The organism is Pseudomonas sp. ok272, from assembly GCF_900109995.1.
Lineage (GTDB): Bacteria > Pseudomonadota > Gammaproteobacteria > Pseudomonadales > Pseudomonadaceae > Aquipseudomonas.
Map to the genome: position 1 here is coordinate 20895 of NZ_FOCB01000008.1, position 24769 is coordinate 45663.

At 62.4% G+C, this 24769-nt stretch carries 19 protein-coding genes and 1 other RNA gene; 9 read left to right on the forward strand and 11 right to left on the reverse strand.

Annotated elements, in window-relative coordinates; genetic code table 11:
• Nucleotides 1-60 precede the first annotated feature (60 nt).
• From guaD to xdhA, 4 genes are read right to left on the reverse strand one after another with little or no spacing between them, the layout of a single operon-like run.
• Complete coding sequence (gene guaD / locus BMW74_RS13210; protein ID WP_093420622.1) at nucleotides 61-1365, reverse strand: guanine deaminase; 1305 nt, start codon at nucleotides 1363-1365, stop codon at nucleotides 61-63.
• A gap of 9 nt (nucleotides 1366-1374) precedes the next feature.
• Entirely contained in the window at nucleotides 1375-2217 is an 843-nt protein-coding gene (gene xdhC / locus BMW74_RS13215; RefSeq protein ID WP_093420627.1) for a xanthine dehydrogenase accessory protein XdhC, read from the reverse strand.
• 50 nt (nucleotides 2218-2267) lie between these two features.
• Nucleotides 2268-4667: a xanthine dehydrogenase molybdopterin binding subunit gene (gene xdhB, locus BMW74_RS13220; protein WP_093420632.1), complete on the reverse strand. Its 2400-nt coding sequence runs from the start codon at nucleotides 4665-4667 to the stop codon at nucleotides 2268-2270.
• Entirely contained in the window at nucleotides 4660-6114 is a 1455-nt protein-coding gene (gene xdhA, locus BMW74_RS13225) for a xanthine dehydrogenase small subunit (protein WP_093420637.1), read from the reverse strand. Before xdhA ends, xdhB begins: the two co-directional genes overlap by 8 nt.
• Nucleotides 6115-6379: 265 nt before the next feature.
• Here xdhA and BMW74_RS13230 point away from each other — a divergent pair, with 265 nt between their 5' ends.
• From BMW74_RS13230 to ffs, 5 genes are all read left to right on the forward strand, one after another.
• Nucleotides 6380-7039 (forward strand): GntR family transcriptional regulator, encoded by a 660-nt coding sequence (locus tag BMW74_RS13230; protein ID WP_093420642.1) that lies wholly within the window; start codon nucleotides 6380-6382, stop codon nucleotides 7037-7039.
• A 2-nt stretch (nucleotides 7040-7041) separates the two neighbouring features.
• Nucleotides 7042-10530 carry a chromosome segregation protein SMC gene (gene smc / locus BMW74_RS13235; protein WP_093420646.1) on the forward strand — a complete coding sequence of 1163 codons (3489 nt, stop codon included), beginning with the start codon at nucleotides 7042-7044 and terminating at the stop codon, nucleotides 10528-10530.
• Nucleotides 10531-10787: 257 nt separating this feature from the next.
• Nucleotides 10788-11642 carry a cell division protein ZipA gene (zipA, locus tag BMW74_RS13240; RefSeq protein WP_093420649.1) on the forward strand — a complete coding sequence of 285 codons (855 nt, stop codon included), beginning with the start codon at nucleotides 10788-10790 and terminating at the stop codon, nucleotides 11640-11642.
• A gap of 133 nt (nucleotides 11643-11775) precedes the next feature.
• The gene (gene ligA, locus BMW74_RS13245; RefSeq protein WP_093420653.1) at nucleotides 11776-14133 is read left to right on the forward strand and encodes an NAD-dependent DNA ligase LigA; all 2358 of its coding nucleotides are present in this window, start codon (nucleotides 11776-11778) and stop codon (nucleotides 14131-14133) included.
• 193 nt (nucleotides 14134-14326) lie between these two features.
• Nucleotides 14327-14423: signal recognition particle sRNA small type (gene ffs / locus BMW74_RS13250), an RNA gene on the forward strand.
• A gap of 191 nt (nucleotides 14424-14614) precedes the next feature.
• Here ffs and BMW74_RS13255 read toward each other — a convergent pair.
• On the reverse strand, nucleotides 14615-15151 hold the full coding sequence (locus BMW74_RS13255) for a hypothetical protein (protein ID WP_139208408.1): 537 nt from the start codon (nucleotides 15149-15151) through the stop codon (nucleotides 14615-14617).
• Between the two features lie 113 nt (nucleotides 15152-15264).
• On the reverse strand, nucleotides 15265-16017 hold the full coding sequence (locus BMW74_RS13260; protein WP_093420663.1) for a substrate-binding periplasmic protein: 753 nt from the start codon (nucleotides 16015-16017) through the stop codon (nucleotides 15265-15267).
• Nucleotides 16018-16157: 140 nt separating this feature from the next.
• Between BMW74_RS13260 and dnaX the strand changes: the two genes are divergently transcribed.
• From dnaX to BMW74_RS13280, 4 genes are all read left to right on the forward strand, one after another.
• Complete coding sequence (gene dnaX, locus BMW74_RS13265) at nucleotides 16158-18227, forward strand: DNA polymerase III subunit gamma/tau (protein WP_093420667.1); 2070 nt, start codon at nucleotides 16158-16160, stop codon at nucleotides 18225-18227.
• 67 nt (nucleotides 18228-18294) lie between these two features.
• On the forward strand, nucleotides 18295-18633 hold the full coding sequence (locus BMW74_RS13270) for a YbaB/EbfC family nucleoid-associated protein (RefSeq protein ID WP_093420672.1): 339 nt from the start codon (nucleotides 18295-18297) through the stop codon (nucleotides 18631-18633).
• A gap of 148 nt (nucleotides 18634-18781) precedes the next feature.
• Nucleotides 18782-19384: a recombination mediator RecR gene (recR, locus tag BMW74_RS13275; RefSeq protein ID WP_093420677.1), complete on the forward strand. Its 603-nt coding sequence runs from the start codon at nucleotides 18782-18784 to the stop codon at nucleotides 19382-19384.
• A 292-nt stretch (nucleotides 19385-19676) separates the two neighbouring features.
• Nucleotides 19677-20825, forward strand: coding sequence for an acyl-CoA dehydrogenase family protein (locus BMW74_RS13280; protein ID WP_093420682.1), 1149 nt, complete (start codon nucleotides 19677-19679; stop codon nucleotides 20823-20825).
• Nucleotides 20826-20897: 72 nt separating this feature from the next.
• Here BMW74_RS13280 and BMW74_RS13285 read toward each other — a convergent pair whose 3' ends face one another.
• The 5 genes from BMW74_RS13285 to ccoS form a co-directional block, all read right to left on the reverse strand.
• Nucleotides 20898-21446 carry an adenine phosphoribosyltransferase gene (locus BMW74_RS13285; protein WP_093420687.1) on the reverse strand — a complete coding sequence of 183 codons (549 nt, stop codon included), beginning with the start codon at nucleotides 21444-21446 and terminating at the stop codon, nucleotides 20898-20900.
• Nucleotides 21447-21524: 78 nt separating this feature from the next.
• Nucleotides 21525-22259 (reverse strand): fumarate/nitrate reduction transcriptional regulator Fnr, encoded by a 735-nt coding sequence (gene fnr, locus BMW74_RS13290; RefSeq protein ID WP_093420692.1) that lies wholly within the window; start codon nucleotides 22257-22259, stop codon nucleotides 21525-21527.
• A gap of 110 nt (nucleotides 22260-22369) precedes the next feature.
• On the reverse strand, nucleotides 22370-23752 hold the full coding sequence (gene hemN, locus BMW74_RS13295) for an oxygen-independent coproporphyrinogen III oxidase (protein ID WP_093420696.1): 1383 nt from the start codon (nucleotides 23750-23752) through the stop codon (nucleotides 22370-22372).
• Between the two features lie 103 nt (nucleotides 23753-23855).
• Entirely contained in the window at nucleotides 23856-24539 is a 684-nt protein-coding gene (locus tag BMW74_RS13300; RefSeq protein ID WP_093420700.1) for a sulfite exporter TauE/SafE family protein, read from the reverse strand.
• Entirely contained in the window at nucleotides 24532-24762 is a 231-nt protein-coding gene (gene ccoS / locus BMW74_RS13305; RefSeq protein WP_093420705.1) for a cbb3-type cytochrome oxidase assembly protein CcoS, read from the reverse strand. The genes BMW74_RS13300 and ccoS overlap by 8 nt, the downstream gene beginning before the upstream one ends.
• Between the last annotated feature and the right edge of the window lie 7 nt (nucleotides 24763-24769).

A 24769-nucleotide genomic window follows, 5' to 3' on the forward strand; every position in this document is an offset into this window, starting at 1 on the left:
AGGCGAGACAAACATCCCCGGCAACCCACGGTTGCCGGGGATTTTTTATGCCCGTGAACCTTAGCGCTGGTGCACCAGGTTGCCTGCGGCGTAGGTCTGCAACACCGTGCGGTCATCCCCCAGCGTCATCAAGACAAACAACGTCTCGGCAATGTTCTTCGCCTGTTTCAGGCGGTAGCTGAGCAGTGGCGTGGCGTTATAGTCCAGTACCAGGAAGTCGGCGTCGGTGCCGGGGTGCAGGGTGCCGATCTGGTCTTCCAGGCGCAGGGCGCGGGCACCGCCCAGGGTCGCCAGGTACAGCGATTTGAACGGGCTCAGGCGTGCGCCTTGCAGTTGCATGACCTTGTAGGCTTCGTTCAGCGTGTGCAGCAGCGAGAAGCTGGTGCCGGCGCCAACGTCGGTGCCCAGGCCCACGTTCAGGTTGTGCTTCTCGGCCATCGGCAGATTGAACAGGCCGCTGCCCAGGAAGAGGTTCGAGGTCGGGCAGAAGGCGACTGCCGAACCCGTTTCGGCCAGGCGCGCGCATTCGTCGTCGCACAGGTGCACGCCGTGGGCGAACACCGAGCGCTCGCCCAGCAGGTTGTAGTGGTCGTAGACGTCCAGGTAGCCCTTGCGTTCCGGGAACAGTTCCTTGACCCACTCGATCTCCTGCAGGTTCTCACTGATGTGGGTCTGCATGTACAGGTCAGGGAACTCGGCCAGCAGTTGGCCGGCGAGGGTCAGTTGCTCCGGGGTACTGGTGGGGGCAAAGCGCGGGGTGACGGCGTAGTGCAGGCGACCCTTGCCGTGCCAGCGCTCGATCAGCGCCTTGCTTTCGCGGTAGCCGGACTCGGCCGTGTCGGTCAGGTAGTCCGGCGCGTTGCGGTCCATCATCACCTTGCCGGCGATCATGCGCAGGTCGAGCGCTTGCGCGGCTTCGAAGAATGCGTCCACCGACTGCGGGTGCACGCTGCCGAACACCAGCGCCGTGGTGGTGCCGTTGCGCAGCAATTCCTTGATGAAGAGATCGGCGACCTGTTCGGCGTGGGCCTTGTCGGCGAACTGGCTTTCGCACGGGAAGGTGTAGGTGTTGAGCCAGTCCAGCAACTGTTCGCCGTAGGCGCCGACCATCCCGGTCTGGGGCAGGTGGATGTGGGTATCGATCAGTCCCGGGGTGATCAGGGCGTCCTGGTAATGGGTGATTTCAACGTCTGAGGGCAGGCTGGCGAGCAGTTCGCTGGCCGGGCCGACGGCGCTGATGCGGCCGTTCTCGGTGATCAGCAGGCCATCTTCAAAGTACTCGTACGAGGCTTCGATCCCCACCACGGCCGGGTCGGCAATGCTGTGCAGGATGGCGGCGCGGTAGGCTTTGCGAGTCAAGGGCATGGAATGTTCTCAGCGTGTGGCTTGGCTGCGGCGAGAGGCCGGCAGCAGTTTGGCAATCGGTTCGGCGCGCACGGTCTGCTGGCCGAAGTTGGCGTTGTAGGTGGCGATGATTTCGCCGGCGATGGAGATGGCGATTTCCACGGGCAACTTGCCTTTGACTTCGCCGATGCCCATCGGGCAGCGCATGCGTTGCACGGTGCTGCTGTCGAAACCGCGGTCGCGCAGGCGGTGTTCGAATTTCACCCGCTTGGTCTTCGAGCCGATCAGGCCGAAGTAGGTGAAGTCGTTGCGCTTGAGGATCGCGGCCGTGAGCTCCAGGTCGAGCGAGTGATTGTGGGTCATGACGATGCAGTAGCTGCCAGCGGGCAGGTTGTCGACTTCGTCCACGGGCTCCTCGCTGACGATTTTACGCACGCCAAGGGGGACCTGCTCGGGGAACTCGGCTTCGCGCGAGTCGATCCAGCGTACGCGGCAGGGCAGGCTGGCCAGCAAAGGCACCAGCGCCCGGCCGACGTGGCCGGCACCAAACACGGCAATCTGTGCTTGCACCTGGCCCATGGGTTCGAACAGCAGTACGGTGGCGCCGCCGCAGCACTGGCCCAGGCTGGCGCCGAGGCTGAAGCGCTCCAGGTGGGTGTCTTGCTTGCCGGCGGCGAGCATCTCGCGGCCGATGTGCATGGCCTTGTATTCCAGGTGGCCGCCACCGATGGTGTCGAACGTCTGGGTGGCGCTGATGACCATCTTCGAACCGGCATTACGCGGGGTAGAGCCGAGTTCTTCGATGATGGTCACCAGCACGCAGGGCTCGCCCCGGGATTGCAGGTCGGCGAGGGCGTCGATCCAGTTGTACATGTTCACCTCGACATCTGTGTTGTCTGTTCGGGCTTCTTCGCGACGCGGTTTCAGGACGACGCCAGCTCGGCTCCGGTCTGGGTCGCCTTTGCCACCTTCAACTGGCGCATCTGCTCACACCCCCACAGCACCCGCTCCGGTGTGGCCGGCGCGTCGATCTTGGGTTGGTGCTTGTAGTCGCCCAGGCTGGCGACAGCGTCCTTGATCGCGCACCAGGCCGCGATGCCGAGCATGAACGGCGGCTCGCCCACGGCCTTGGAGTGGAACACCGTGTCTTCCGGGTTCTTGCGGTTCTCCACCAGTTTGACCCGCAGATCCAGCGGCATGTCGGCCACCGCCGGGATCTTGTAGCTGGCCGGACCATTGGTCATCAGCTTGCCCTTGTTGTTCCAGACCAGCTCTTCCATGGTCAACCAGCCCATGCCCTGGATGAAGCCGCCCTCGACCTGGCCGATGTCGATGGCCGGGTTCAGCGAGGCGCCGACGTCATGCAGGATGTCGGTGCGCAGCATCTTGTACTCGCCGGTCAGGGTGTCGACGAGCACCTCGCAGCACGCCGCGCCGAAGGCAAAGTAGTAGAACGGACGGCCGCGGGCCTGGCTGCGGTCGTAGAAGATTTTCGGGGTCTTGTAGAAGCCGGTGCTGGAGAGCGAGACCTGGGCGAAGTAGGCCTGCTGGATCAAGGCTTCGAAGGTCAGGATGTGGTCGCGCACCCGCACGTGGCCGTTGTGGAACACCACGTCCTCTTCGCTGACCTTGTAGTGCCGCGCGGCAAACTCCACCAGGCGCTGCTTGATGATCTCGGCGGCGTTCTGGGCGGCCTTGCCGTTGAGGTCGGCGCCGCTGGAGGCGGCGGTCGGAGAGGTGTTGGGCACCTTGTCGGTATTGGTCGCGGTGATCTGAACCCGGTCGATGTCCACCTGGAACACTTCGGCCACCACCTGGGCGACCTTGATGTTCAGGCCCTGGCCCATCTCCGTGCCGCCGTGGTTCAAGTGGATGCTGCCGTCGGTGTAGACGTGCACCAGGGCACCGGCCTGGTTGAGGAAGCTGGCGGTGAACGAGATGCCGAACTTCACCGGGGTCAGCGCCAGGCCCTTCTTCAGGATCGGGCTGTTGGCGTTGTAGCGGCGAATCGCTTCGCGGCGCTCGGCGTACTGGCTGCTTTCTTCCAGTTCGGCGGTCATCTCTTCGAGCATGTTGTGCTCGACGGTCTGGTAGTAGTGAGTGATGTTGCGCTCGGTCTTGCCGTAGTAGTTGGCCTTGCGCACCGCCAGCGGGTCCCGGCCCAGGTGCCGGGCGATTGCGTCCATCACTTCCTCGATGGCGACCATCCCTTGCGGGCCGCCGAAGCCACGGTAGGCGGTGTTTGACGCGGTATTGGTCTTGCAGCGGTGACCGTTGATGGTCGCGTCGCCCAGGTAGTACGAGTTGTCCGAGTGGAACATCGCGCGGTCGACGATGGACGCCGACAGGTCAGGTGAGCAGCCGCAGTTGCCGGCCAGTTCCAGGGCAATGCCGTGCAGGCGCCCGGTGCTGTCGAAGCCCACGTCGTATTCGACGTAGAACGGGTGGCGCTTGCCGGTCATCAGCATGTCTTCGACCCGGGGCAGGCGCATCTTGGTCGGCTGGCCGGTCAGGTGCGCGATCACCGCGCACAGGCACGCGGGGCTGGCGGCCTGGGTTTCCTTGCCACCGAAACCGCCGCCCATGCGGCGCATGTCGACGACGATCTTGTTCATCGACACGTCCAGCACTTCAGCGACCAGCTTCTGCACTTCGGTGGGGTTTTGCGTGGAGCAGTAGACGATCATGCCGCCGTCTTCGGTGGGCATTACCGAGGAGATCTGGGTCTCCAGGTAGAAGTGTTCCTGGCCGCCGATGTGCAAGGTGCCTTGGATACGGTGTTCGGCGCTGGCCAGGGCGGTGGCGGAGTCGCCGCGCTGGTGGGTGTGGCTGTCGAGCACGAAGTGGCGCTTGCGCAGGGCCTCGACCACGTCCAGCACCGGTTCCAGGTCTTCGTATTCGATGATCGCCGCCATCGCGGCCTTGCGTGCGGTTTCCAGGTCTTTGGCGGCGACGGCGAGCACCGGTTGGCCGACGAACTGCACATCATCGATGGCCAGCAGCGGGTCGCCGGGGAGCAGCGGACCGATGTCCTTGAGGCCCGGTATGTCGTTGTGGGTGATGGCGATGCGTACACCTTCGAAGGCGTAGCAGGGCTGGGTGTCGATACTGATGATCCTGGCGTGGGCGCGATCCGACAGCCGTGCGTAGACGTGCAGTTGGTTGGGGAATTCGAGCCGGTCATCGATGTACTGCGCTTCCCCGCACACATGCTTGGTGGCGCTGTCGTGCTTGACGCTGCGGCCGACGCCGGTGGTGAGGTCCTGGGCAAACAGTTGCGCCAGTTCGGCTTGGGTCTTCTCTACAGCGTGATGATTAGACATAAGCGGTCACCCGAGTCTCGATGTGCGGTGTTTGCAGTTCGATGAAGTACTTGCGCAACAGGTTCTGTGCGCTGAGCAGGCGGTATTCCTTGCTGGCACGGAAGTCCGAGAGCGGCGTGAAGTCTTCGGCCAGGGCGGCGCAGGCGCGCTCGACGGTGGCCTGGTTCCACTGGGCGGCGAGCAACACCGCTTCGCAGCGCTTGGCGCGCTTGGGGGTGGCGGCCATGCCGCCGAAGGCTACGCGGGCATCGCTGATCACGCCGTTGTCGATGCGCAGGTTGAAGGCTGCGCACACGGCGGAAATGTCGTCGTCCAGGCGTTTGGAGACCTTGTAGGCGCGGAACAGTTGTTCGGCGCTGGCGCGCGGCACGATGATCTTCTCGATGAACTCGCTTTCCTGGCGCGCCGTGACCCGGTAATCGATGAAGTAGTCTTCCAGCGCCAGGGTGCGGCGGGTGTCGCCCTTGCACAGGACGATGTGGGCGCCGAGGGCGATCAGCAACGGTGGCGAGTCACCAATGGGCGAGGCGTTGCCGATGTTGCCGCCCAGGGTGCCCTGGTTGCGGATCTGCAATGAGGCGAAGCGTTGCAGCAGTTCGCCGAAGTCCGGGTACTCGGCCTTCAAGGCGTCGTAGCAGTCGGACAGGGCGGTGGCGGCGCCGATTTCCAGGCGGTCGTCGAAGTGCTCGATACGCTTCATCTCGGCGACGTTGCCAACATAGATCATCACCGGCAGGGTGCGGTGGAATTGGGTGACTTCCAGCGCCAGGTCGGTGCCGCCGGCCAGCAAGCGGGCTTGCGGGTAAGCGTCGTAGAGATCGGCCAGGTCGGCGACGGTCAGCGGCACCAGGCAGCGTTTGTCGCCACTGTTGAGTTCGCCGATGTCAGTCGGGGCGAAGGCCTTGAGGCGGGCGATGGTCTCGGTTTCGCGGGCATCGAACTGGTCCGGCTGCTTGCCGCAACAGGCCTGCTCGGCGGCTTCCAGGATCGGCCGGTAGCCGGTGCAGCGGCACAGGTTGCCGGCGAGGGCTTCATGGGCTTTGTGAGCGTCGGGGGCGTCGCTGTTTTTTTGCAGGGCAAACAGCGACATGACAAAGCCTGGGGTGCAAAAGCCGCACTGCGAGCCGTGGCACTCGACCATGGCGTGCTGCACGCTGTGCAGTTGGCCTTGGTGCTTGAGGTCTTCGACGCTGATCAGTTGTTTACCGTGCAGTGACGAAACGAATGTCAGGCACGAGTTGAGGCTGCGATAGCGAATGTGTTCGCGGCCGTCGGTATCGGCTTGCAACTCACCGACCACCACCGTGCAGGCGCCACAGTCACCGCTGGCGCAGCCTTCTTTGGTACCGGGTTTGCCCAAATGGTCGCGCAGATAGTTCAGCACGGTCAGGTTCGGGTCCAGGGCGTGCTCGCTACGGAGCTCCTGGTTTAGTAAAAACTGGATCACGGAAGGCCTCGCAGACTCATTATTGTTGTTGATCGACGAAAGCCGAATCTATCAGGTCTGACTTTTCGGTCAATCATTTTCTGACTTCAGGGTCAGGAAATTGGCTTTTTCCGATCAACACGCGTTTCATTGATTATTGACCCTTTGGGGCTACCTCGCTTTTTGCGTGCATCGTGCCAACTTCTGCACTGCTGGCCCTGCGTCATAGGCCATCAAGTGCGCTACACTGCGCCGCTTGTGCAGATCGAAAGTTTGAAGGACAACCATGACGTTCAAGGCGCCGGACAGCCTCGCCGAGCAAATCGCTCACCACCTCGCCGAGCGCATTATCTGCGGCGAAATGAAGCCGGGAGAGCGCATCCAGGAACAGAAGGTCACGCTGGCACTCAATGTCAGTCGCGGTTCGGTCCGCGAAGCCTTGCTGATCCTTGAGCGCCGCCACCTGATCGCGATCCTGCCGCGACGTGGCGCCCATGTCACCGAACTCACCGCGCACAAGGTACAAAGCCTGTGCACGCTGATGAGCGAGCTGTACATTCTGTTGGGCAATGCCGTGGCCAGTGGCTGGCAGTTGCAGTCCGACATGGCGCCGTTCCTGCAGATCCAGCAGCGCCTGCGTGCCAGCCTGGAGCGCCAGGACATCCGCACCTTCGTCGATGACAGCTTCAATGTGATGCGTGCGGCGTACCCGTTCGCCAACAACCCGTACCTGCAGGAGACCGTCGAGAACCTGCAGCCGGCGATGAGCCGCGCCTACTTCCTGGCCCTGGAACAACGCAAGGCCGAGATGAGCGAGTTCCTCGAACTGTTCGAGCGCTTGCTGGCGGCGGTGCTGGCCCGTGACCTGCCGCAGATTCGCGTGGTGCTCTCGGCATACGCCCAGCGCAGTTGCGAGCTGGTGCTGTCTGCGTTGCCGGCCGCCTAAGCGTGCGGCTCAAGTGCATCAAGCTGGCGGGGTTCAAATCCTTCGTCGATCCGACCACGGTGAACTTCCCCAGCAACATGGCGGCAGTGGTCGGACCCAATGGCTGCGGCAAGTCGAACATCATCGATGCCGTGCGTTGGGTGATGGGCGAGAGCTCGGCCAAGAACTTGCGTGGCGAGTCGATGACCGACGTCATCTTCAACGGCTCCACCACGCGCAAACCGGTGAGCCAGGCGAGTATCGAGCTGGTCTTCGATAACTCCGACGGCACGCTGCTCGGCGAGTACGCGGCCTATGCGGAAATCTCCATTCGCCGTAAAGTCACCCGCGAGAGCCAGACCACTTACTACCTCAACGGCACCAAATGCCGTCGTCGCGACATCACCGACATCTTCCTCGGCACCGGCCTGGGGCCGCGCAGCTATTCGATCATCGAGCAGGGCATGATCTCCAAGCTGATCGAGTCCAAGCCCGAGGACTTGCGCAACTTCATCGAGGAAGCGGCAGGCATCTCCAAGTACAAGGAACGCCGCCGCGAGACCGAAAACCGTATTCGCCGCACCCACGAAAACCTAGAGCGCTTGACTGACCTGCGCGAAGAGCTGGAGCGCCAGCTCGAACGCCTGCATCGCCAGGCCGAGGCGGCGAAGAAGTACCAGGAATACAAGGCCGAGGAGCGTCAGCTCAAGGCTCAGTTGTCGGCGTTGCGCTGGCAGGACTTGAACGAGCAGGTGGGTCAGCGCGAAGCGATCATTGGCAACCAGGAAGTGGGCTTCGAAGCCCTGGTGGCCGAGCAGCGCAACGCCGATGCGAGCATCGAACGCTTGCGCGATGGGCATCATGAGCTTTCCGAGCGCTTCAATCTGGTGCAGGGGCGTTTCTACTCGGTCGGTGGCGACATCGCCCGGGTCGAGCAGAGCATCCAGCACGGCCAGCAACGCTTGCGCCAGCTGCAGGACGACCTCAAGGAAGCCGAGCGCGCCCGCCTGGAAACCGAATCCCACCTGGGCCACGACCGCACCTTGCTGTTGACCCTGGGCGAAGAGCTGGACCTGCTCACTCCCGAGCAAGAAGTCACCCACGCTGCCGCCGAAGAAGCCGCTGCCCTGCTGGAAGCGTCCGAGTCCACCATGCACGGTTGGCAGGAGCAGTGGGACACCTTCAACCTGACCGCCGCTGAACCCCGTCGACAGGCGGAGGTTCAGCAGTCGCGCATCCAGCAATTGGAAACCAGCGTGGAGCGCCTGGCCGAGCGTCAGCGGCGGTTGGCGGAAGAGCGTGACTTGTTGGCGGCCAATCCTGAAGACGCGGCGATCCTTGAGCTCAGCGAACAACTGGCGGCCAGCGAAGCGACCCTCGAAGACTTGCAGGCCAGCGAAGAAGCGCAGGTCGAGCGCCTTGAGCAGTTGCGTCAGGAGCTGCAACTGGCCCTGACCAATCAGCAGCAGGCCCAGGGCGACCTACAGCGTCTCAATGGCCGGCTGGCCTCGCTTGAAGCGTTGCAGCAAGCGGCGCTCGATCCAGGTACCGGAACCGCCGAGTGGTTGCGCGAGCAGAACCTGGTCGCGCGCCCGCGCCTGGCCGAAGGCTTGAAGGTTGAAGCGGGTTGGGAACTGGCGGTGGAAACCGTGCTCGGCGCCGATCTACAAGCGGTGCTGGTGGATGACTTTGGCGATTTTGACCTGGCCGGGTTCACCCAGGGCGATCTGCGCTTGCTCAGCCCGGCCAGCGATGGCCTGCGTGCCCCGGGCAGCCTGCTGGACAAGGTCGAGGCACAGGTCGATCTGTCGCCCTGGCTGGGACAGGTCACGCCGGTGGACAGCCTTGAGCAGGCCTTGGCGCTGCGCGCTCAGTTGGCGGCGGGGCAGAGCGTGATCAGTCGCGACGGTTACTGGGTCGGTCGGCACTTCTTGCGGGTGCGCCGCGCCAGTGAAGCTGAAAGCGGCGTGCTGGCCCGAGGCCAGGAAATCCAGGGTCTTGGGCTAGAACGTGAAGAGCGTGAGGCCAGCGTTGAAACCCTGGAGACCACGTTGCAGAACCTGCGGGCCCAGCAGCGCCAGCAAGAAAACGGCCGCGAGCACTTGCGCCGTTTGCTGCAGGACGAAGCGCGGCAGCAGGGCGAGCTGAAGGCCCAGTTGTCTGCCGGCAAGGCCAAGGCCGAGCAATTGATGCTGCGCCGCACTCGTCTCGACGAAGAGTTGGGCGAGTTGGGCGAACAGCGTGAGTTGGAACACGAACAGATCGGCGAAGCGCGCCTGCAACTGCAGGACGCCCTCGACAGCATGGCGCTGGATACCGAGCAGCGCGAACTGTTGCTGGCCCAGCGCGACAGCCTGCGCGAGCGCCTGGACCGTGTGCGCCAGGAGGCTCGCCAGCATAAGGACCACGCCCATCAGTTGGCGGTGCGCCTGGGCTCACTCAAGGCGCAACACGACTCCACCCGCCAGGCGCTGGAGCGCCTGGAACTGCAGTCCGAACGCCTGACGGAAAAACGCGAACAGTTGAGCCTCAACCTGGAAGAGGGTGAGGCGCCGCTGGAAGAGTTACGGCTCAAGCTTGAAGAGTTGCTCGACAAGCGCATGAGTGTCGACGAAGAGCTGCGTACGGCGCAGATCGCCCTTGAAGACGCTGATCGCGAACTGCGTGAAGCCGAGAAGCGCCGCACCCAGGCCGAGCAGCAATCGCAGCTGATTCGCGGTCAGCTTGAGCAGCAGCGTATGGAATGGCAGGCCCTGACCGTGCGCCGCAAGACCTTGCAGGATCAACTGCTTGAGGACGGCTACGATCTGCATGGGGTGCTCGCCACGCTGCTGAGCGACGCCAACGAATCGGCGGCGGAGGAGGAACTCGAACGTATCGCGGCGCGGATCCAGCGCCTGGGTGCGATCAACCTCGCGGCCATCGACGAGTATCAGCAGCAGTCCGAGCGCAAGCAGTACCTGGATGCGCAAAACGCCGACCTGGTGGAAGCGCTCGACACCCTGGAAAACGTTATTCGCAAGATCGACAAGGAAACCCGTAACCGCTTCAAAGATACCTTTGATCAGATCAATGGCGGATTACAGGCGTTGTTCCCAAAAGTTTTCGGTGGCGGCAGCGCTTATTTGGAACTGACGGGCGAAGATCTACTCGATACAGGGGTGACGATCATGGCGCGTCCACCGGGCAAGAAGAACAGCACCATTCATTTGTTGTCGGGCGGTGAAAAAGCCCTGACGGCACTGGCGCTGGTATTCGCGATCTTCAAACTCAATCCGGCACCGTTTTGTATGCTCGATGAAGTTGACGCCCCGCTGGATGACGCTAACGTTGGACGTTATGCAAGATTGGTCAAAGAGATGTCGCAGACTGTGCAGTTCATCTATATCACCCACAACAAGATCGCCATGGAAATGGCCGATCAACTGATGGGGGTGACGATGCACGAGCCGGGATGTTCGCGTCTGGTTGCCGTGGATGTCGAGGAAGCGATGGCAATGGTGGATGCCTGAAGCCTTGGGTTGTAGGTTGTATGCCTGCCGGAAGTAAGGATTTTTACCCGTATTCGTTGATGGCTAATCGACATATTCACGCGAGCCTATGTGACAGACGGTGTAAAGTTACCTTTGGTCGTGCTAGTTTAATGTCAATTTTTCGTATACGTGGGCAAAACGCCTGTCAGAACATAGAGTTGGCGCCACGTTTTAAAGCGGTTTGCACGTTGTAAACCCCTTATTTTTCAGCATTTTTTATAGAGGCACGGGATTACATGGAAATCGGTCTGCGCGAGTGGCTGATCGTCATCGGCATTATTGTCATTGCCGGTATTCTTTTTGATGGCTGGCGGCGCATGCGTGGCGGCAAGGGCAAACTCAAGTTTCGCCTGGACCGCAGCCTGTCCAACCTGCCGGACGAGGACAGCAGTGCTGAACTGTTGGGCCCGCCGCGCGTGCTGGATACCCACAAAGAGCCGCAACTGGACGAGCACGATTTGCCATCGGTGAGCATGCCGGCGCGGGAGCCGCGTGAGTCGAGTTCCAAGCGTGGCAAGCGTGGCCACGGTGAACCGGCCCAGGGTGACTTGAACCTCAATCTCGACCTGGACGGCGGCCCGAGCTTCAGCAGCCGTGACGATGATTTCCCGGACGACAGCAAACCGTCGAGCGCCGCTGCCGAAAAAGAGCAGCCACGAGCCGAAGAAGTCCTGGTGATCAGCGTGATCTGCCGTGATACCGGTGGTTTCAAGGGGCCGGCCCTGTTGCAGAACATTCTGGAAAGTGGCCTGCGCTTCGGCGAGATGGACATCTTCCATCGCCACGAAAGCATGGCGGGTAACGGCGAGGTCCTGTTCTCCATGGCCAACGCGGTCAAGCCCGGGATCTTCGACCTGGACGACATCGATCACTTCAGCACCCCGGCCGTGAGCTTCTTCCTCGGCTTGCCGGGTCCGCGTCATCCCAAGCAGGCATTCGACGTGATGGTCGCCGCCGCTCGCAAGCTGTCCCAGGAACTCAATGGCGAGCTCAAGGATGACCAGCGCAGCGTACTGACCGCGCAGACCATCGAGCACTACCGTCAGCGCATCGTCGAGTTCGAACGTCGCGCCCTGACCCAGAAGCGTTGATTTGTAGGCGCCAGGCGCCGGCGAAGGCGATCTCGCTAACGCCTGCTTCTGCCGCCAGGCTTCTACAATGATTTGTACAGCATCAACAGATTGAGCAGCCTCGGCTGCTCTTTTGCTTTATGAGAGAACACCCATGACCGCCGCCGAAAACCGCATTCTAGCGCTACGTGCTGAGTTGGATCAGCATAACTACCGTTACCACGTACTCGATGAGCCGAGCATCCCGGACGCCGAGTACGACCGGTTGTTCCATGAGCTCAAGGCGTTGGAAGCGGCCAACCCCGAGCTGATCACCCGCGATTCGCCGACCCAGCGCGTTGGCAGCGCGGCGCTCTCGGCCTTTAGCCAGGTGCGCCACGAAGTGCCGATGCTCAGTCTGGGCAACGCCTTCGAAGAAACCGACATGCGCGAGTTCGATCGCCGGGTGACGGAAGGGCTGGACTTGCCCGTCGGCGACTTGTTCGGCGCCGGCGCCGAGGTTGAATACAGTTGCGAGCCCAAGCTCGATGGCCTGGCGGTCAGCCTGCTGTACCAGGACGGCGAGCTGGTGCGTGGCGCTACCCGAGGCGACGGCACCACGGGCGAGGACATCAGTGTCAACGTGCGCACCGTGCGCAACATTCCGCTCAAGCTGCAGGGCAGCGGCTGGCCGGCGACCCTCGAAGTGCGCGGCGAAGTCTATATGTCCAAGGCCGGTTTCGAGCGCCTGAATGCCACCCAGTTGGAGGTGGGCGGAAAGACCTTCGCCAACCCGCGCAATGCGGCGGCGGGCAGCTTGCGCCAGCTTGATTCGAAGATCACTGCCAGCCGCCCGTTGGAGTTCTGCTGCTACGGCCTCGGCCAGGTCTCGACAGATATCAGCGATACCCACATCGGCAACTTGCAGCAGCTCAAGGCGTGGGGCATGCCCGTCAGTCGCGAGCTGAAGCTGGCCAAGGGCATCGATGAGTGCCTGGACTACTACCGCGACATCGGCGAGCGTCGAAACGCGCTGCCCTATGAAATCGACGGCGTGGTGTTCAAGGTCAACAGCATCGCCGCGCAGCGCGAGTTGGGCTTCCGTGCCCGTGAGCCGCGCTGGGCGATTGCCCATAAATTCCCGGCGATGGAGGAGCTCACCGAGCTGCTCGATGTCGAGTTCCAGGTTGGCCGCACCGGGGCAGTGACGCCGGTCGCGCGACTCAAACCGGTGAAGGTGGCCGGCGTGACCGTCTCCAATGCGACGCTGCACAACATGGATGAGGTGACGCGCCTGGGCGTGATGATTGGCGACACGGTGATCATCCGTCGTGCCGGTGATGTGATCCCGCAAGTGGTGCAGGTGGTCATCGAGCGTCGTCCAGGCGATGCCCGCCCGGTACAGATCCCGCAGTCCTGCCCGGTGTGCGGCTCCCATGTCGAACGCACGCAACTGGTCAAACGCAGCAAGGGCCGCGAGACCCTCACCGAAGGCGCGGTGTACCGCTGTGTCGGGCGCCTGGCCTGTGGTGCACAGCTCAAGCAGGCGATCATTCATTTTGTCTCGCGCCGGGCCATGGACATTGAAGGGCTGGGCGAGAAGAGCGTCGAGCAGTTGGTCGATGAGGGGCTGGTCAGCTCGCCCGCGGATCTGTATGCGTTGACGTTCGAGCAGATCGTCGACCTGGAAGGCTTCGCGCAGCTGTCGAGCAACAACCTGCTGGCGGCCATCGCCGACAGTAAAAAGCCCGGGCTGGCGCGTTTTATCTACGCCCTCGGGATTCCCGATGTCGGCGAAGAAACGGCCAAGGTGTTGGCGCGCTCCCTGGGCTCGCTGGAGCGTGTTCAGCAGGCGCTGCCGCAAGTGTTGACGTACTTGCCGGATGTGGGCCTGGAAGTGGCCTACGAGATCCACAGTTTCTTTACCGATGCTCACAACCAGCAGGTGATCGAGCAACTGCTGGGCCATGGCCTGGAGATTCAGGATCAAGGTGAGCTGGGTGCCGAGTTTGCCGCCAGCACGACCCTCGGTGGCTTGCTCGACAAGCTGCATATTCCCTCGGTCGGCCCGGGTGGCGCGCAAAAGCTGGCGGACAAGTTCGGTTCGCTGCAGGCGGTGATCGCTGCCGATTGGCTGGACATGCGCCAGGCTCTGCCCGAGAAGCAGGCCAACGCGGTGCGTGAGTTCTTCGCCATTGAAGGCAATCGCCAGCAAGCGCTGGAAGCCGAGCAGCAGTTGTGCGCGTTCGGTATGCACTGGCAGAGCGAGAAGAAAATCGTCCAAGGGTTACCGTTGGCTGGGCAAACCTGGGTGCTGACGGGGTCGTTGGAGCTGATGAGCCGCGACATCGCCAAGGACAAGCTCGAAAGCCTCGGCGCCAAGGTGGCGGGCTCTGTGTCGGCCAAGACCTATTGCGTCGTCGCAGGTCCCGGTGCCGGTTCCAAATTGGCCAAGGCCAATGAGCTGGGCTTGAAGGTGTTGGACGAAGAGGCCTTTGTCGCGTTTCTACAGGGGCACGGCATCGCCGTGTAGTTGGCGGATCATGATCTATCCCTGGCTCGCTCCAGGGATAGATCGCCACATGCCGTTTCTTCGAGCGGCCCGGCGTGCAATAGCAAGTGCTTGAGTCCCCTCATGTTTTTAATCCGCGCCAACGGTTGTAACTTCGTCTGAGATAGGTACAATGGCGCGGCTCGCCGTCAGGTGAGCGTCGTTATGGTGACCCCATCGGTCCCCCCGCAACGATTACCCGTAAACCTGGTCAGATCCGGAAGGAAGCAGCCACAGCGGGAACATTGTGTGCCGGGGTGTGGCTGGTGGGGTTGCCTCCATAACGCCAGGCTTGTGACGTGCAAGTCGCCGGCGTTCGCTAGACCCGCGCTTTCCTCCTGTTCGAATCCCTCTCTCAAAAAATCCGTATGCCTCCTTGCGACTGCCGACCTGTGTGGTCTGTCGTGCGACAGCGCGTGTGCCTGTCCAGTCGAGCGGTTGCGCCCGACTGGTTTGCCGGGCGTTACTTGGCTTTGAGCTGGCCCTGTAGGTACATAGAGATCGAGCCATGGTCAGGGATTGCGCAGAGGATCACGCCGGGCGGGCCGGGAACTTTTTTGCTGTCTGCGGTGATCACGTTGTCCATGTGGAAATACTGTCTTCTCTCCAGGTTATTGGTGTGGACGGCGTAGTAAAGCAAGTCCCCCAGGGCTTTGGTGAAGACTTGATAGCATTGCTCCTCCTCGCTCAAGTTCATCTTTGCCAGTTCTTTTTGGCTAATGACATCCCATTGCATCATCACCGGCTCCTCGGGCGTTGACTTGGGGGTCGTCGCAGCAGTGTCCATCGCATAGCTGATTTTCGGCTTGTTATCGTTGTAGTTGTAGCGCAGGAACTTCCAATCCTTCATCGCGTAGGCCAGGGCTTTTTCCGGGTCCAGATAGAGCGTGGTGTCATAGGTGTTCTGGACGCGCTTGCCAATGAGCTCCGATGCGGCTTGAGCCGTTTGCAGGCTGGCGAACAAAGTGATGGTTGCCAGGGTGCTGGCGAGGGTGGTCATTCTCATGCGTGGTATCCGTTCCGCGGCGCGGGTGAATGGTGGCTTGGTGATGGCGTGTATGCTTGCATGGGCCCCTTGGATGGTCAACGGGGCGGGGTTGGAGTGGCTGACGCTCAGGGCCCGGCAGTCTCGTCGCTGGCGGTGTAGAGGCGGATGATGTCGTCGATTTCCCCGGACATTTTCATTCGCAGCAGCGTGCGCAAAATCCGTTGTACGGGCAGTTTCGGGTCGTTGCGGACATAGCAGCCAACATGCTGTTCCTGCAGCACCGCGACCGTGCGCAGTTTCCGTTGGGGTTCCAGCCGCTGATTGAACCAGTCCAGGGTCCATTGGTTGCTGATGCCGTAGTGGTTGCGCCCGGCCAGGAGTTTTTGCAGTACCTGGTCCTGATTGCGAGCGTCGTCGCGCCTGAACTGGAGGCTGTCGAACCGGGGTTGCAGGGTCGGGTAGCTGTAGCCGAGCACCGTGCCGATGGACTGCGCCTCGATACGGGCGAGGTCCGTCGAGGCGGGGCGGCCCTGGGTGGTGACGAGCAGGTCACGCTGGAACCACAGCGGAATGCTCCAGATGTAGTCGCCGGACTGGTTCGGCAGCCAGGCTTGGGCGGCATAGCAGCGAACATCGATCTCCGCGTGCTCCATGCTGCTCTGCACCCGAGCACGGGCCAGTACGTGGAACTCGGCAGGCATGTCGACCTGGGTGGCCAGGCTGAGCATCACATCGTACAAAATGCCCTGGGTCGGTCGACCTTGCTCGATCTGTACCATGGGCATGGCCCAGCTGTCGGTAATCGCAAACCGTAGAGGTGCGGGCGCGGCCAAGGCGCTGGTGCCGATCAACACTAAAGCCCCCAAGGCTGAACGCATAGACTCTCCAGCGGCTGCCGGGCACCGATTAAATGGCCCAGATCACCAGCTTAGCCACATTAGCCGAGCACACCGGATGCAATTTTGCCCCTGCTCCGCTAGCATTAGCCGCTTCTGCTTTCCAGTGGCGACGGTTTTCGATGAGTTATCAGGTTCTTGCACGTAAATGGCGTCCGCGCTCGTTCCGCGAAATGGTCGGCCAGACCCATGTGCTCAAGGCTCTGATCAATGCCTTGGACAGCCAGCGGCTGCACCATGCCTATTTGTTCACCGGCACCCGCGGCGTCGGCAAGACCACCATCGCGCGGATCATTGCCAAATGCCTGAACTGTGAAACCGGTATTACGTCGACGCCGTGTGGCGAGTGTTCGGTGTGCCGCGAGATCGATGAGGGGCGCTTTGTCGACCTGATCGAGATCGACGCCGCGAGCCGGACCAAGGTCGAAGATACCCGCGAGTTGCTCGATAACGTGCAGTACGCCCCGAGCCGCGGGCGCTTCAAGGTCTACCTGATCGACGAAGTGCACATGCTCTCCAGCCACTCGTTCAATGCGTTGCTCAAAACCCTTGAAGAGCCGCCGCCCTACGTCAAGTTCATCCTGGCGACCACGGACCCGCAGAAACTTCCTGCAACGATTTTGTCGCGGTGCCTGCAGTTCTCGCTGAAGAACATGACCCCGGAGCGGGTGGTCGAGCATTTGACCCACGTGCTGGGTGTCGAGAACGTCCCGTTCGAAGACGATGCCCTGTGGCTGCTGGGTCGCGCCGCGGACGGTTCGATGCGCGATGCCATGAGCCTGACCGACCAGGCCATTGCCTTCGGCGAAGGCAAGGTGATGGCAACCGATGTGCGGGCCATGCTCGGCACGCTGGATCACGGCCAGGTCTTTGATGTCCTGCATGCGTTGATCGAAGGCGATGCCAAGGCGTTGCTCGAAGCGGTGCGTCACTTGGCCGAGCAGGGTCCGGACTGGAATGGCGTGCTCTCGGAGATCCTCAACGTGCTGCACCGTGTGGCGATCGCCCAGGCGCTGCCGGAAGGTGTCGACAACGGCCATGGCGATCGTGATCGGGTGTTGGCCCTGGCCCAGGCGTTGCCAGCCGAAGATGTGCAGTTCTATTACCAGATGGGCTTGATTGGTCGTCGCGATCTGCCGCTGGCGCCCGACCCGCGCGGTGGTTTCGAGATGGTGCTGTTGCGAATGCTCGCGTTCCGCCCGGCCGACACCGCGGATGCACCGAGGCAACCGCTAAAGCCAGTGGGGATCAGCCAGGCCACAGTTGATTCCGCACACTCAGTGGCTGGCGCGCAACGTGTAGCGCCGGTAGCGGCCCCGGTTGCGGTCGCTGCGGCCCCGGTGGCCGAGGTGCCCGCGCCTGAGCCTGTTGCGCCCGTGCCGGAACCAGTGGTCGAGGCCGTGCCGGAGCCGGTGGTGGTTGCCGAGGCTGTCGTCGACCTGCCCTGGAACGACCCCGTAGAGCCTGTCATCGAGCCGCAGCCAGCCATCGAGCCGGTGCTGGAAACCGTCGCCGAGCAGCCTGACCTGACCCCTCTGCCTGGGCCTGTTCCGGACAGCGTGGTGCCGGATGCGCCGGAATGGGCCGCTGCGCCGATTCCCGAGCCGACCGTGGCTCACGTCGCGGCCGCTGCGCCGGAGATGGACCAGGACGACGAGCCGCCGCTGGATGAGGACTACATCGAGCCGGACATGGATTCGGCCTACAGCTACCTCGATGAGCTGGCCAGCGAGCACGCGGCAGAACCTGCGCCTGAACCCGAGCCGGAACCCGCGGCAATGCCGGCCACCGGGCTGGCGCTGCAGTGGCTGGAGCTGTTCCCCAAGCTGCAGATTTCCGGCATGACCGGCAGCATTGCGGCCAACTGCACCCTGATCGCCGTCGAGGGCGACAGTTGGCTGTTGCACCTGGACCCGGCCCACAGCGCGCTGTTCAACGCCACCCAGCAACGTCGACTCAACGATGCGCTGAACCAGTACCATGAGCGCACCCTGACGGTACGCATCGAGCTGATCAAGCCCGAGCAGGAAACCCCGGCCCAGGCGGCGTCGCGCCGACGTGCCAACCGCCAGCGCGACGCCGAGGATTCGATCCACGGTGATCCTTTGATCCAGCACATGATCCAGCACTTTGGCGCGGTGATCCGCAGCGATACTATTGAACCCGTCGAGGCCCTGGTCAGCCAGGGCTAATAACTGAGGGCGTTCGGCTCGATGAGCCGGGCGCTGTTCTTATCCAAGTAGATTTGAGGTGATTCCCATGATGAAAGGTGGCATGGCCGGCCTGATGAAGCAGGCGCAGCAGATGCAGGAAAAAATGGCCAAGATGCAGGAAGAACTGGCCAACGCCGAAGTCACCGGTAAAGCCGGTGGCGATATGGTCACCGTGGTGATGACCGGTCGTCACGACGTCAAGAGCGTGACCATCGACCCGAGCCTGGTAGAAGGCTTGAGCGAAGACGACAAGGAAATGCTCGAAGCCGTCGTCGCGGCCGCCGTCAACGACGCCGTGCGCAAGATCGAAGCCAACAGCCAGGACAAGATGTCCGGCGTGACCGCTGGCATGCAACTGCCACCGGGCATGAAGCTACCATTCTGATACGCATTGGCGTGTCAGGTGGACGACAAGAATGCCAGGCCCTTCGCCTGGCATTTTTGTTTGTGGCGATTGGGCGGATGAGCATTTGACGTCGGCCTTCGGGCGCGGGTATAAACCGCGTCTCGTTGAGTTGTCGGATTTTTCTGCCATGAGCTTCAGCCCTTTGATTCGCCAACTGATCGACGCCCTGCGTACGTTGCCCGGTGTCGGCCAGAAAACTGCCCAGCGCATGGCGCTGCAACTGCTTGAGCGCGACCGTAGCGGTGGTTCGCGGCTGGCCTTGGCGCTGAGCCAGGCCATGGAAGGTGTTGGCCACTGCCGGCTGTGTCGCACGCTGACTGAAGACGACCTGTGCCCGCAATGTTCCGACACCCGTCGCGATGACACCCTGCTGTGTGTGGTGGAAGGCCCGATGGATGTCTATGCCGTGGAGCAGACCGGGTTTCGCGGTCGCTACTTCGTCCTCAAGGGCCACTTGTCGCCGCTCGACGGCTTGGGGCCGGAAGCCATCGGCATCCCGCAACTGCTGGCGCGGATCGACGCGGCAGGCAGCTTCACCGAGGTTATTCTGGCCACCAACCCCACCGTAGAGGGTGAGGCCACCGCGCACTACATCGCGCAGTTACTCAGCAACAAGGGCCTGATCGCCTCGCGCATTGCCCACGGCGTGCCGTTGGGTGGTGAGTTGGAGTTGGTGGATGGCGGTACGCTGGCGCACTCGTTTGCCGGGCGTAAGCCGATCGTCCTGTAAGCCCGGCGGGGCAGCGGGTTCGCGGGCAAGCCTTAATGCCAGTCAGTTAAGGCGCCAAACCTGTGGGAGCGAGCCTGCTCGCGAAGACGGCAACACAGCCAACATCTCCGTTGACTGACCTACTGCTATCGCGAGCAGGCTCGCTCCCACGTGGGTTTCGCTTAACTGACTGGCATTAGGGCAAGCCTCGCTCCAAAGAAACGGCGCCTCGGTTTGCCCGCCTCAAACAAACCGGTTGTAAGCCAAGCAAGCGCTCGGTTAACGTCGGCGAACCCTTCAGTGGAGTTCGCCGATGCCTGCCTTCCAGGAATACTTCGATCCCAGCCATGAATTGGTCCGCGACAGCGTAAGGCGTTTCGTCGAGCGTGAGATCCTGCCTGACATTGATCAATGGGAGGAGGCCGAGGGTTTTCCCCGTGAGCTCTACCTCAAGGCCGGTGCCGCAGGCATCCTCGGCATCGGCTATCCCGAGGCGCTCGGTGGCAGTCACGAAGGCGATCTGTTCGCCAAGATCGCCGCCAGTGAAGAACTGATGCGTTGCGGCTCTGGTGGGTTGGTGGCGGGGCTCGGGTCGCTGGATATCGGCCTGCCACCCATCGTCAAGTGGGCTCGCCCCGAGGTGCGTGATCGGGTCGTGCCCCAGGTGCTGAGCGGCGAAAAAATCAGCGCCCTGGCGGTCACTGAACCCGGCGGTGGTTCCGATGTGGCCAACCTGCAAACCCGCGCGGTGCGCGAGGGCGACTTCTACCGGGTCAATGGCAGCAAGACCTTTATCACCAGCGGCATACGTGCCGACTTCTACACCGTGGCGGTGCGCACCGGTGAGCCGGGGTTTGCGGGTATCAGCCTGCTGTTGATCGAAAAGGACACACCAGGGTTCACCGTTGGCCGCCAGTTGAAGAAAATGGGCTGGTGGGCGTCAGACACTGCCGAGTTGTTCTTCAATGACTGCCGGGTGCCCATCGGTCATCTGATCGGTGCCGAAAACATGGGGTTCGCCTGCATCATGGGCAACTTTCAAAGCGAGCGCCTGGCGCTTGCCCTGATGGCCAACATGACAGCGCAACTGGCGCTGGAGCAAAGCTTGGGCTGGGCGCGACAGCGCGAGGCGTTCGGCAAGCCGATCGGCAAGTTCCAGGTGCTCAAGCATCGCCTGGCGGAAATGGCCACGGCGCTGGAGGTCTCGCGCGAGTTCACTTACCGCCAGGCGGCCAAGATGGCGGTCGGCAAGAGCGTGATCAAGGAAATCTCCATGGCCAAGAACTTCGCCACCGACACCGCCGACCGGATCACCCACGACGCGGTGCAGATCCTCGGCGGTCTGGGCTACATGCGTGAAAGCCTGGTGGAGCGGCTGTACCGTGACAATCGGATCCTGTCCATTGGTGGCGGCACGCGTGAAGTGATGAACGAGATTATCAGTAAGCAGATGGGGCTTTGACTCGAGGCTGCCGACGCCTTCGCGAGCAGGCTCGCTCCCACGGGGTGGGTGCCCCGGTGCAGGTGTTGGGTTTTACTGCTCGCTCAGCGCAAACCGGGTCAGGCAGAACGTCGGGATGCCCATGTCTTCAAGGCGTTGGGAGCCGCCCAGTTCCGGCAGGTCGATGATGGCCGCCGCTTCGAAGATCTTCGCGCCCATGCGTCGTGCCAGGTTGGCGGCGGCGATCAGGGTGCCGCCCGTGGCGATCAGGTCATCGAACATCAGTACCGAATCACCTTCGCACAGGCTGTCGGCGTGGACCTCGAGGAAGGCCTCGCCGTACTCGGTCTGATAGCCCTCGGCGAGGACGTCGGCAGGCAGCTTGCCCTGCTTGCGGAATAACACCAGCGGCTTGTTCAGTTGATAGGCGAGTACCGAGCCGATCAAGAAGCCACGCGCGTCCATGGCGCCGATGTGGCTGAAGTCGGCTTCGACGTAGCGGTGGGCAAAGGTGTCCATCACCAGGCGCAACGCCTTGGGCGATTGGAACAGCGGCGTGATGTCGCGAAAGATCACACCCGGCTTGGGGAAGTCGATGACGGGGCGGATCAGGGATTTGATGTCGAAGGCGTCAATGAGCATCGAAGGGGTGTCCTGGCAGGCTACAAACACAGCAGTATAACGGCGGTCGGGCCGGTTCGCGCGACCGCCAGTTAACCCTTAACTGTCCAGCGAACCGCCGGCCAGCGCGCACAGCTGGATCGGATCGAGGATGTGCACTTCCTTGCCTTCGGCGGCAATCAATTCGTTCTGCTGGAAGCGGGTGAACACCCGGGACACGGTTTCCACGGCCAGGCCCAGGTAGTTGCCGATTTCGTTGCGCGACATGCTCAGGCGGAACTGGTTGGCCGAGAATCCGCGGGCACGGAAGCGGGCCGATAGGTTGACCAGGAACGTGGCGATGCGTTCGTCAGCGGTTTTCTTCGACAGCAGCAACATCATTTGCTGGTCGTCGCGAATCTCGCGGCTCATCACGCGCATCAATTGACGGCGTAACTGCGGCAGTTGCAGGGCCAGTTCATCGAGGCGCTCGAAAGGAATCTCGCAGACCGAGGTCGTTTCCAGGGCCTGGGCGGAAACCGGATGGCTTTCGGTGTCCATGCCGGACAGGCCGACCAACTCGCTTGGCAGGTGGAAGCCGGTGATCTGCTCTTCGCCGCTGTCACTCAGGCTGAAGGTTTTCAGGGCGCCGGAGCGTACTGCAAAGACGGAGTCGAACTGGTCGCCCTGGCGGAACAGGAACTCGCCCTTTTTCAGGGGACGGCCGCGTTTTACGATCTCGTCCAGCGCATCCATGTCTTCCAAATTCAACGAAAGTGGCAGGCAGAGAGGGGCCAGGCTGCAATCCTTGCAATGAGCCTGGTTGTGAGCGCGCAGTTTTACTGGCTCAGACATTTCTTAAGTCCTTGTGGGAAAACACACATCAGACGTAAGGATAACCCGCGGGGTGGCCTTGAGACCAGTCTGCGGCAACATAGCGCAGGGCCATTGCATTTATAGGGCGTCTAGATCACCCGTGAGAAACGCTGGCGATTCTGCTGTTGCAGGTAGGCATCGAACACCATGCACACCGAGCGAACGAGCAGGCGTCCGGCCGGCAGGACCCGGATTCGTTCGCTGTCGAGTTCAATCAGGCCGTCGTCGGCCATCGCGTCCAGTTGCGGCCAAAGTTCGCCGAAATAGCCGCGAAAATCGATGTTGAAGGCGTGTTCGAGGGTGGCGAACTCCAGGTGGAAGTTACAGATCAACTGCTGGATCACGGCCCGGCGAATGCGGTCGTCCTGATTGCACAGCAAGCCACGGCTGGTTGCCAGTTGCGCGTTGGCCAGGGTGTTCTGGTACTCGTTGAGGTCGCTGCTGTTCTGGCAGTACAGGTCACCAATTTGACTGATGGCGGAGACGCCGAGGCCGACCAAGTCGCAATGGCCGTGGGTGGTGTAGCCCTGGAAGTTGCGCTGCAGGGTCGACTCTTCCTGGGCGATCGCCAGTTCATCATCGGGCAGGGCGAAGTGATCCATGCCGATGTAGCGATAGCCGGCGGCGGTCAGTTGCTCGATGGTGCGCTGGAACATCAACAGTTTCTCGGCCGGGGCCGGCAGGTCGTCGGTATTGATCCGCCGCTGTGGCATGAAACGCTCGGGCAGGTGGGCGTAGTTGAACACCGAGAGGCGGTCGGGTTGCAGGCTGATGACTTCGTCCACGGTACGGGCGAAGTTGTCGGCAGTTTGCTTGGGCAAACCGTAGATCAGGTCGATGTTGATCGAGCGAAACTGCAGGGTGCGCGCGGCGTCAATCACTGCACGGGTTTGTTCCAGGCTTTGCAGGCGATTGACCGCCCGTTGTACTTCGGGGTCGAGGTCTTGCAGGCCAATGCTTACGCGGTTGAAGCCCAGTTCACGCAGCAGGCCCATGGTGGACCAATCGGCTTCCCGCGGATCGATCTCGATACCGTAGTCACCCGAGTCGTCGTCCAGCAGGTTGAAGTGTTTGCGCAGGTGGGCCATCAACTGGCGCAGTTCGTCGTGGCTGAGGAAGGTCGGGGTGCCGCCGCCGAAGTGCAGTTGCTCGACTTTCTGCCCCGGATCGAGGTGGCAGGCGATCAGTTGGATCTCCTGCTTCAGCCGCTGCAGGTAGGGCAGGGCACGGCTGCGATCCTTGGTGATGACTTTGTTGCAGGCGCAGTAGTAGCAAATGTTCGCGCAGAACGGTACGTGAACGTACAGCGATAGCGGCCGCTGGGCCTTCCGGCTATCGCGCAGGGCGTGTAGCAGGTCGAATGAGCCCACGTGGCTGTTGAATTGCACCGCGGTCGGGTACGAGGTATAGCGGGGGCCCGCCAGGTCGTAGCGGCGGATCAAATCGGTGTCCCAACGAATGGTGTCGAGCATGCGGGCGTTCCCCCGGATAGGCTGGCAGTACCGGCGAGTCTAGGGGGTTGCCACGGTGGGCATGTTGATTTGCATCAACGCCAGCTTAGGGCGCGCCGCCGACTTAGTGACCCATCAGCCAATGCTGATGCGGCCCCGGCAATGTCCAGAGTCCGAACAGGATCACCAGCAGGCCACCGGTCATGCGCACGCTACGCTTGCGCAGCAACCCGGTGACCCGCTCGGCGGCCAGGCCGGTGGCGAGCAATACCGGCCAGGTGCCGAGGCCGAAAGCCAGCATCAGCAGCGCACTGTCGAGCGCATTGCCCTGGCTGGCGGACCAGAGCAGGGTGCTGTAGACCAGGCCGCACGGCAGCCAGCCCCACAGCGCACCCAGCAGTAACGCGCGCGGCAGGCTCGACACCGGCAGCAGGCGGTTGGCGACGGGCTGTATGTGGCGCCACAGGCCGCGTCCCAGGCTTTCGATGCGGGTCAGGCCGCTCCACCACCCGGCCAGGTACAGGCCCATGGCGATCAGCAGCAAGCCGGCCAGGACGCGCATGAACATCGCCGCCGGGCTGTTGGCCACGGCCCAGCCGGCCAGGCCGATCAACAGGCCGGCGGTGGCGTAACTGAGAATTCGCCCGAGGTTGTACGCCAGTAGCAGGCGAAAGCGCCGGCTGCGCTGTTCCTTGGGGATGGCCAGGGTCAGCGCGCCCATCAGGCCGCCGCACATACCCAGGCAATGCCCGCCGCCCAGCAGTCCGAGGATCAAGGCCGATACCAGCAGTGGCGCCAGTTCAAGCATGGGGTGGGGCCTTGTCGGTCGGCTTGGCTGGATCGACGGCCGGCGGCTGGTCGGCTTCGTGGATGGCGGCCTGGTGGTTAGGGTCCTGGTCGTCGAACAGGATGCTGTGGGCCGGGCCGTCGAGGTCGTCGTACTGGCCGCTGTCCACGGCCCAGAAAAAGATGTAGATGGCGATAGCGACGATCAGCAGCGCTGCCGGGATCATCACGTAGAGAGCTGGCATTTTTACT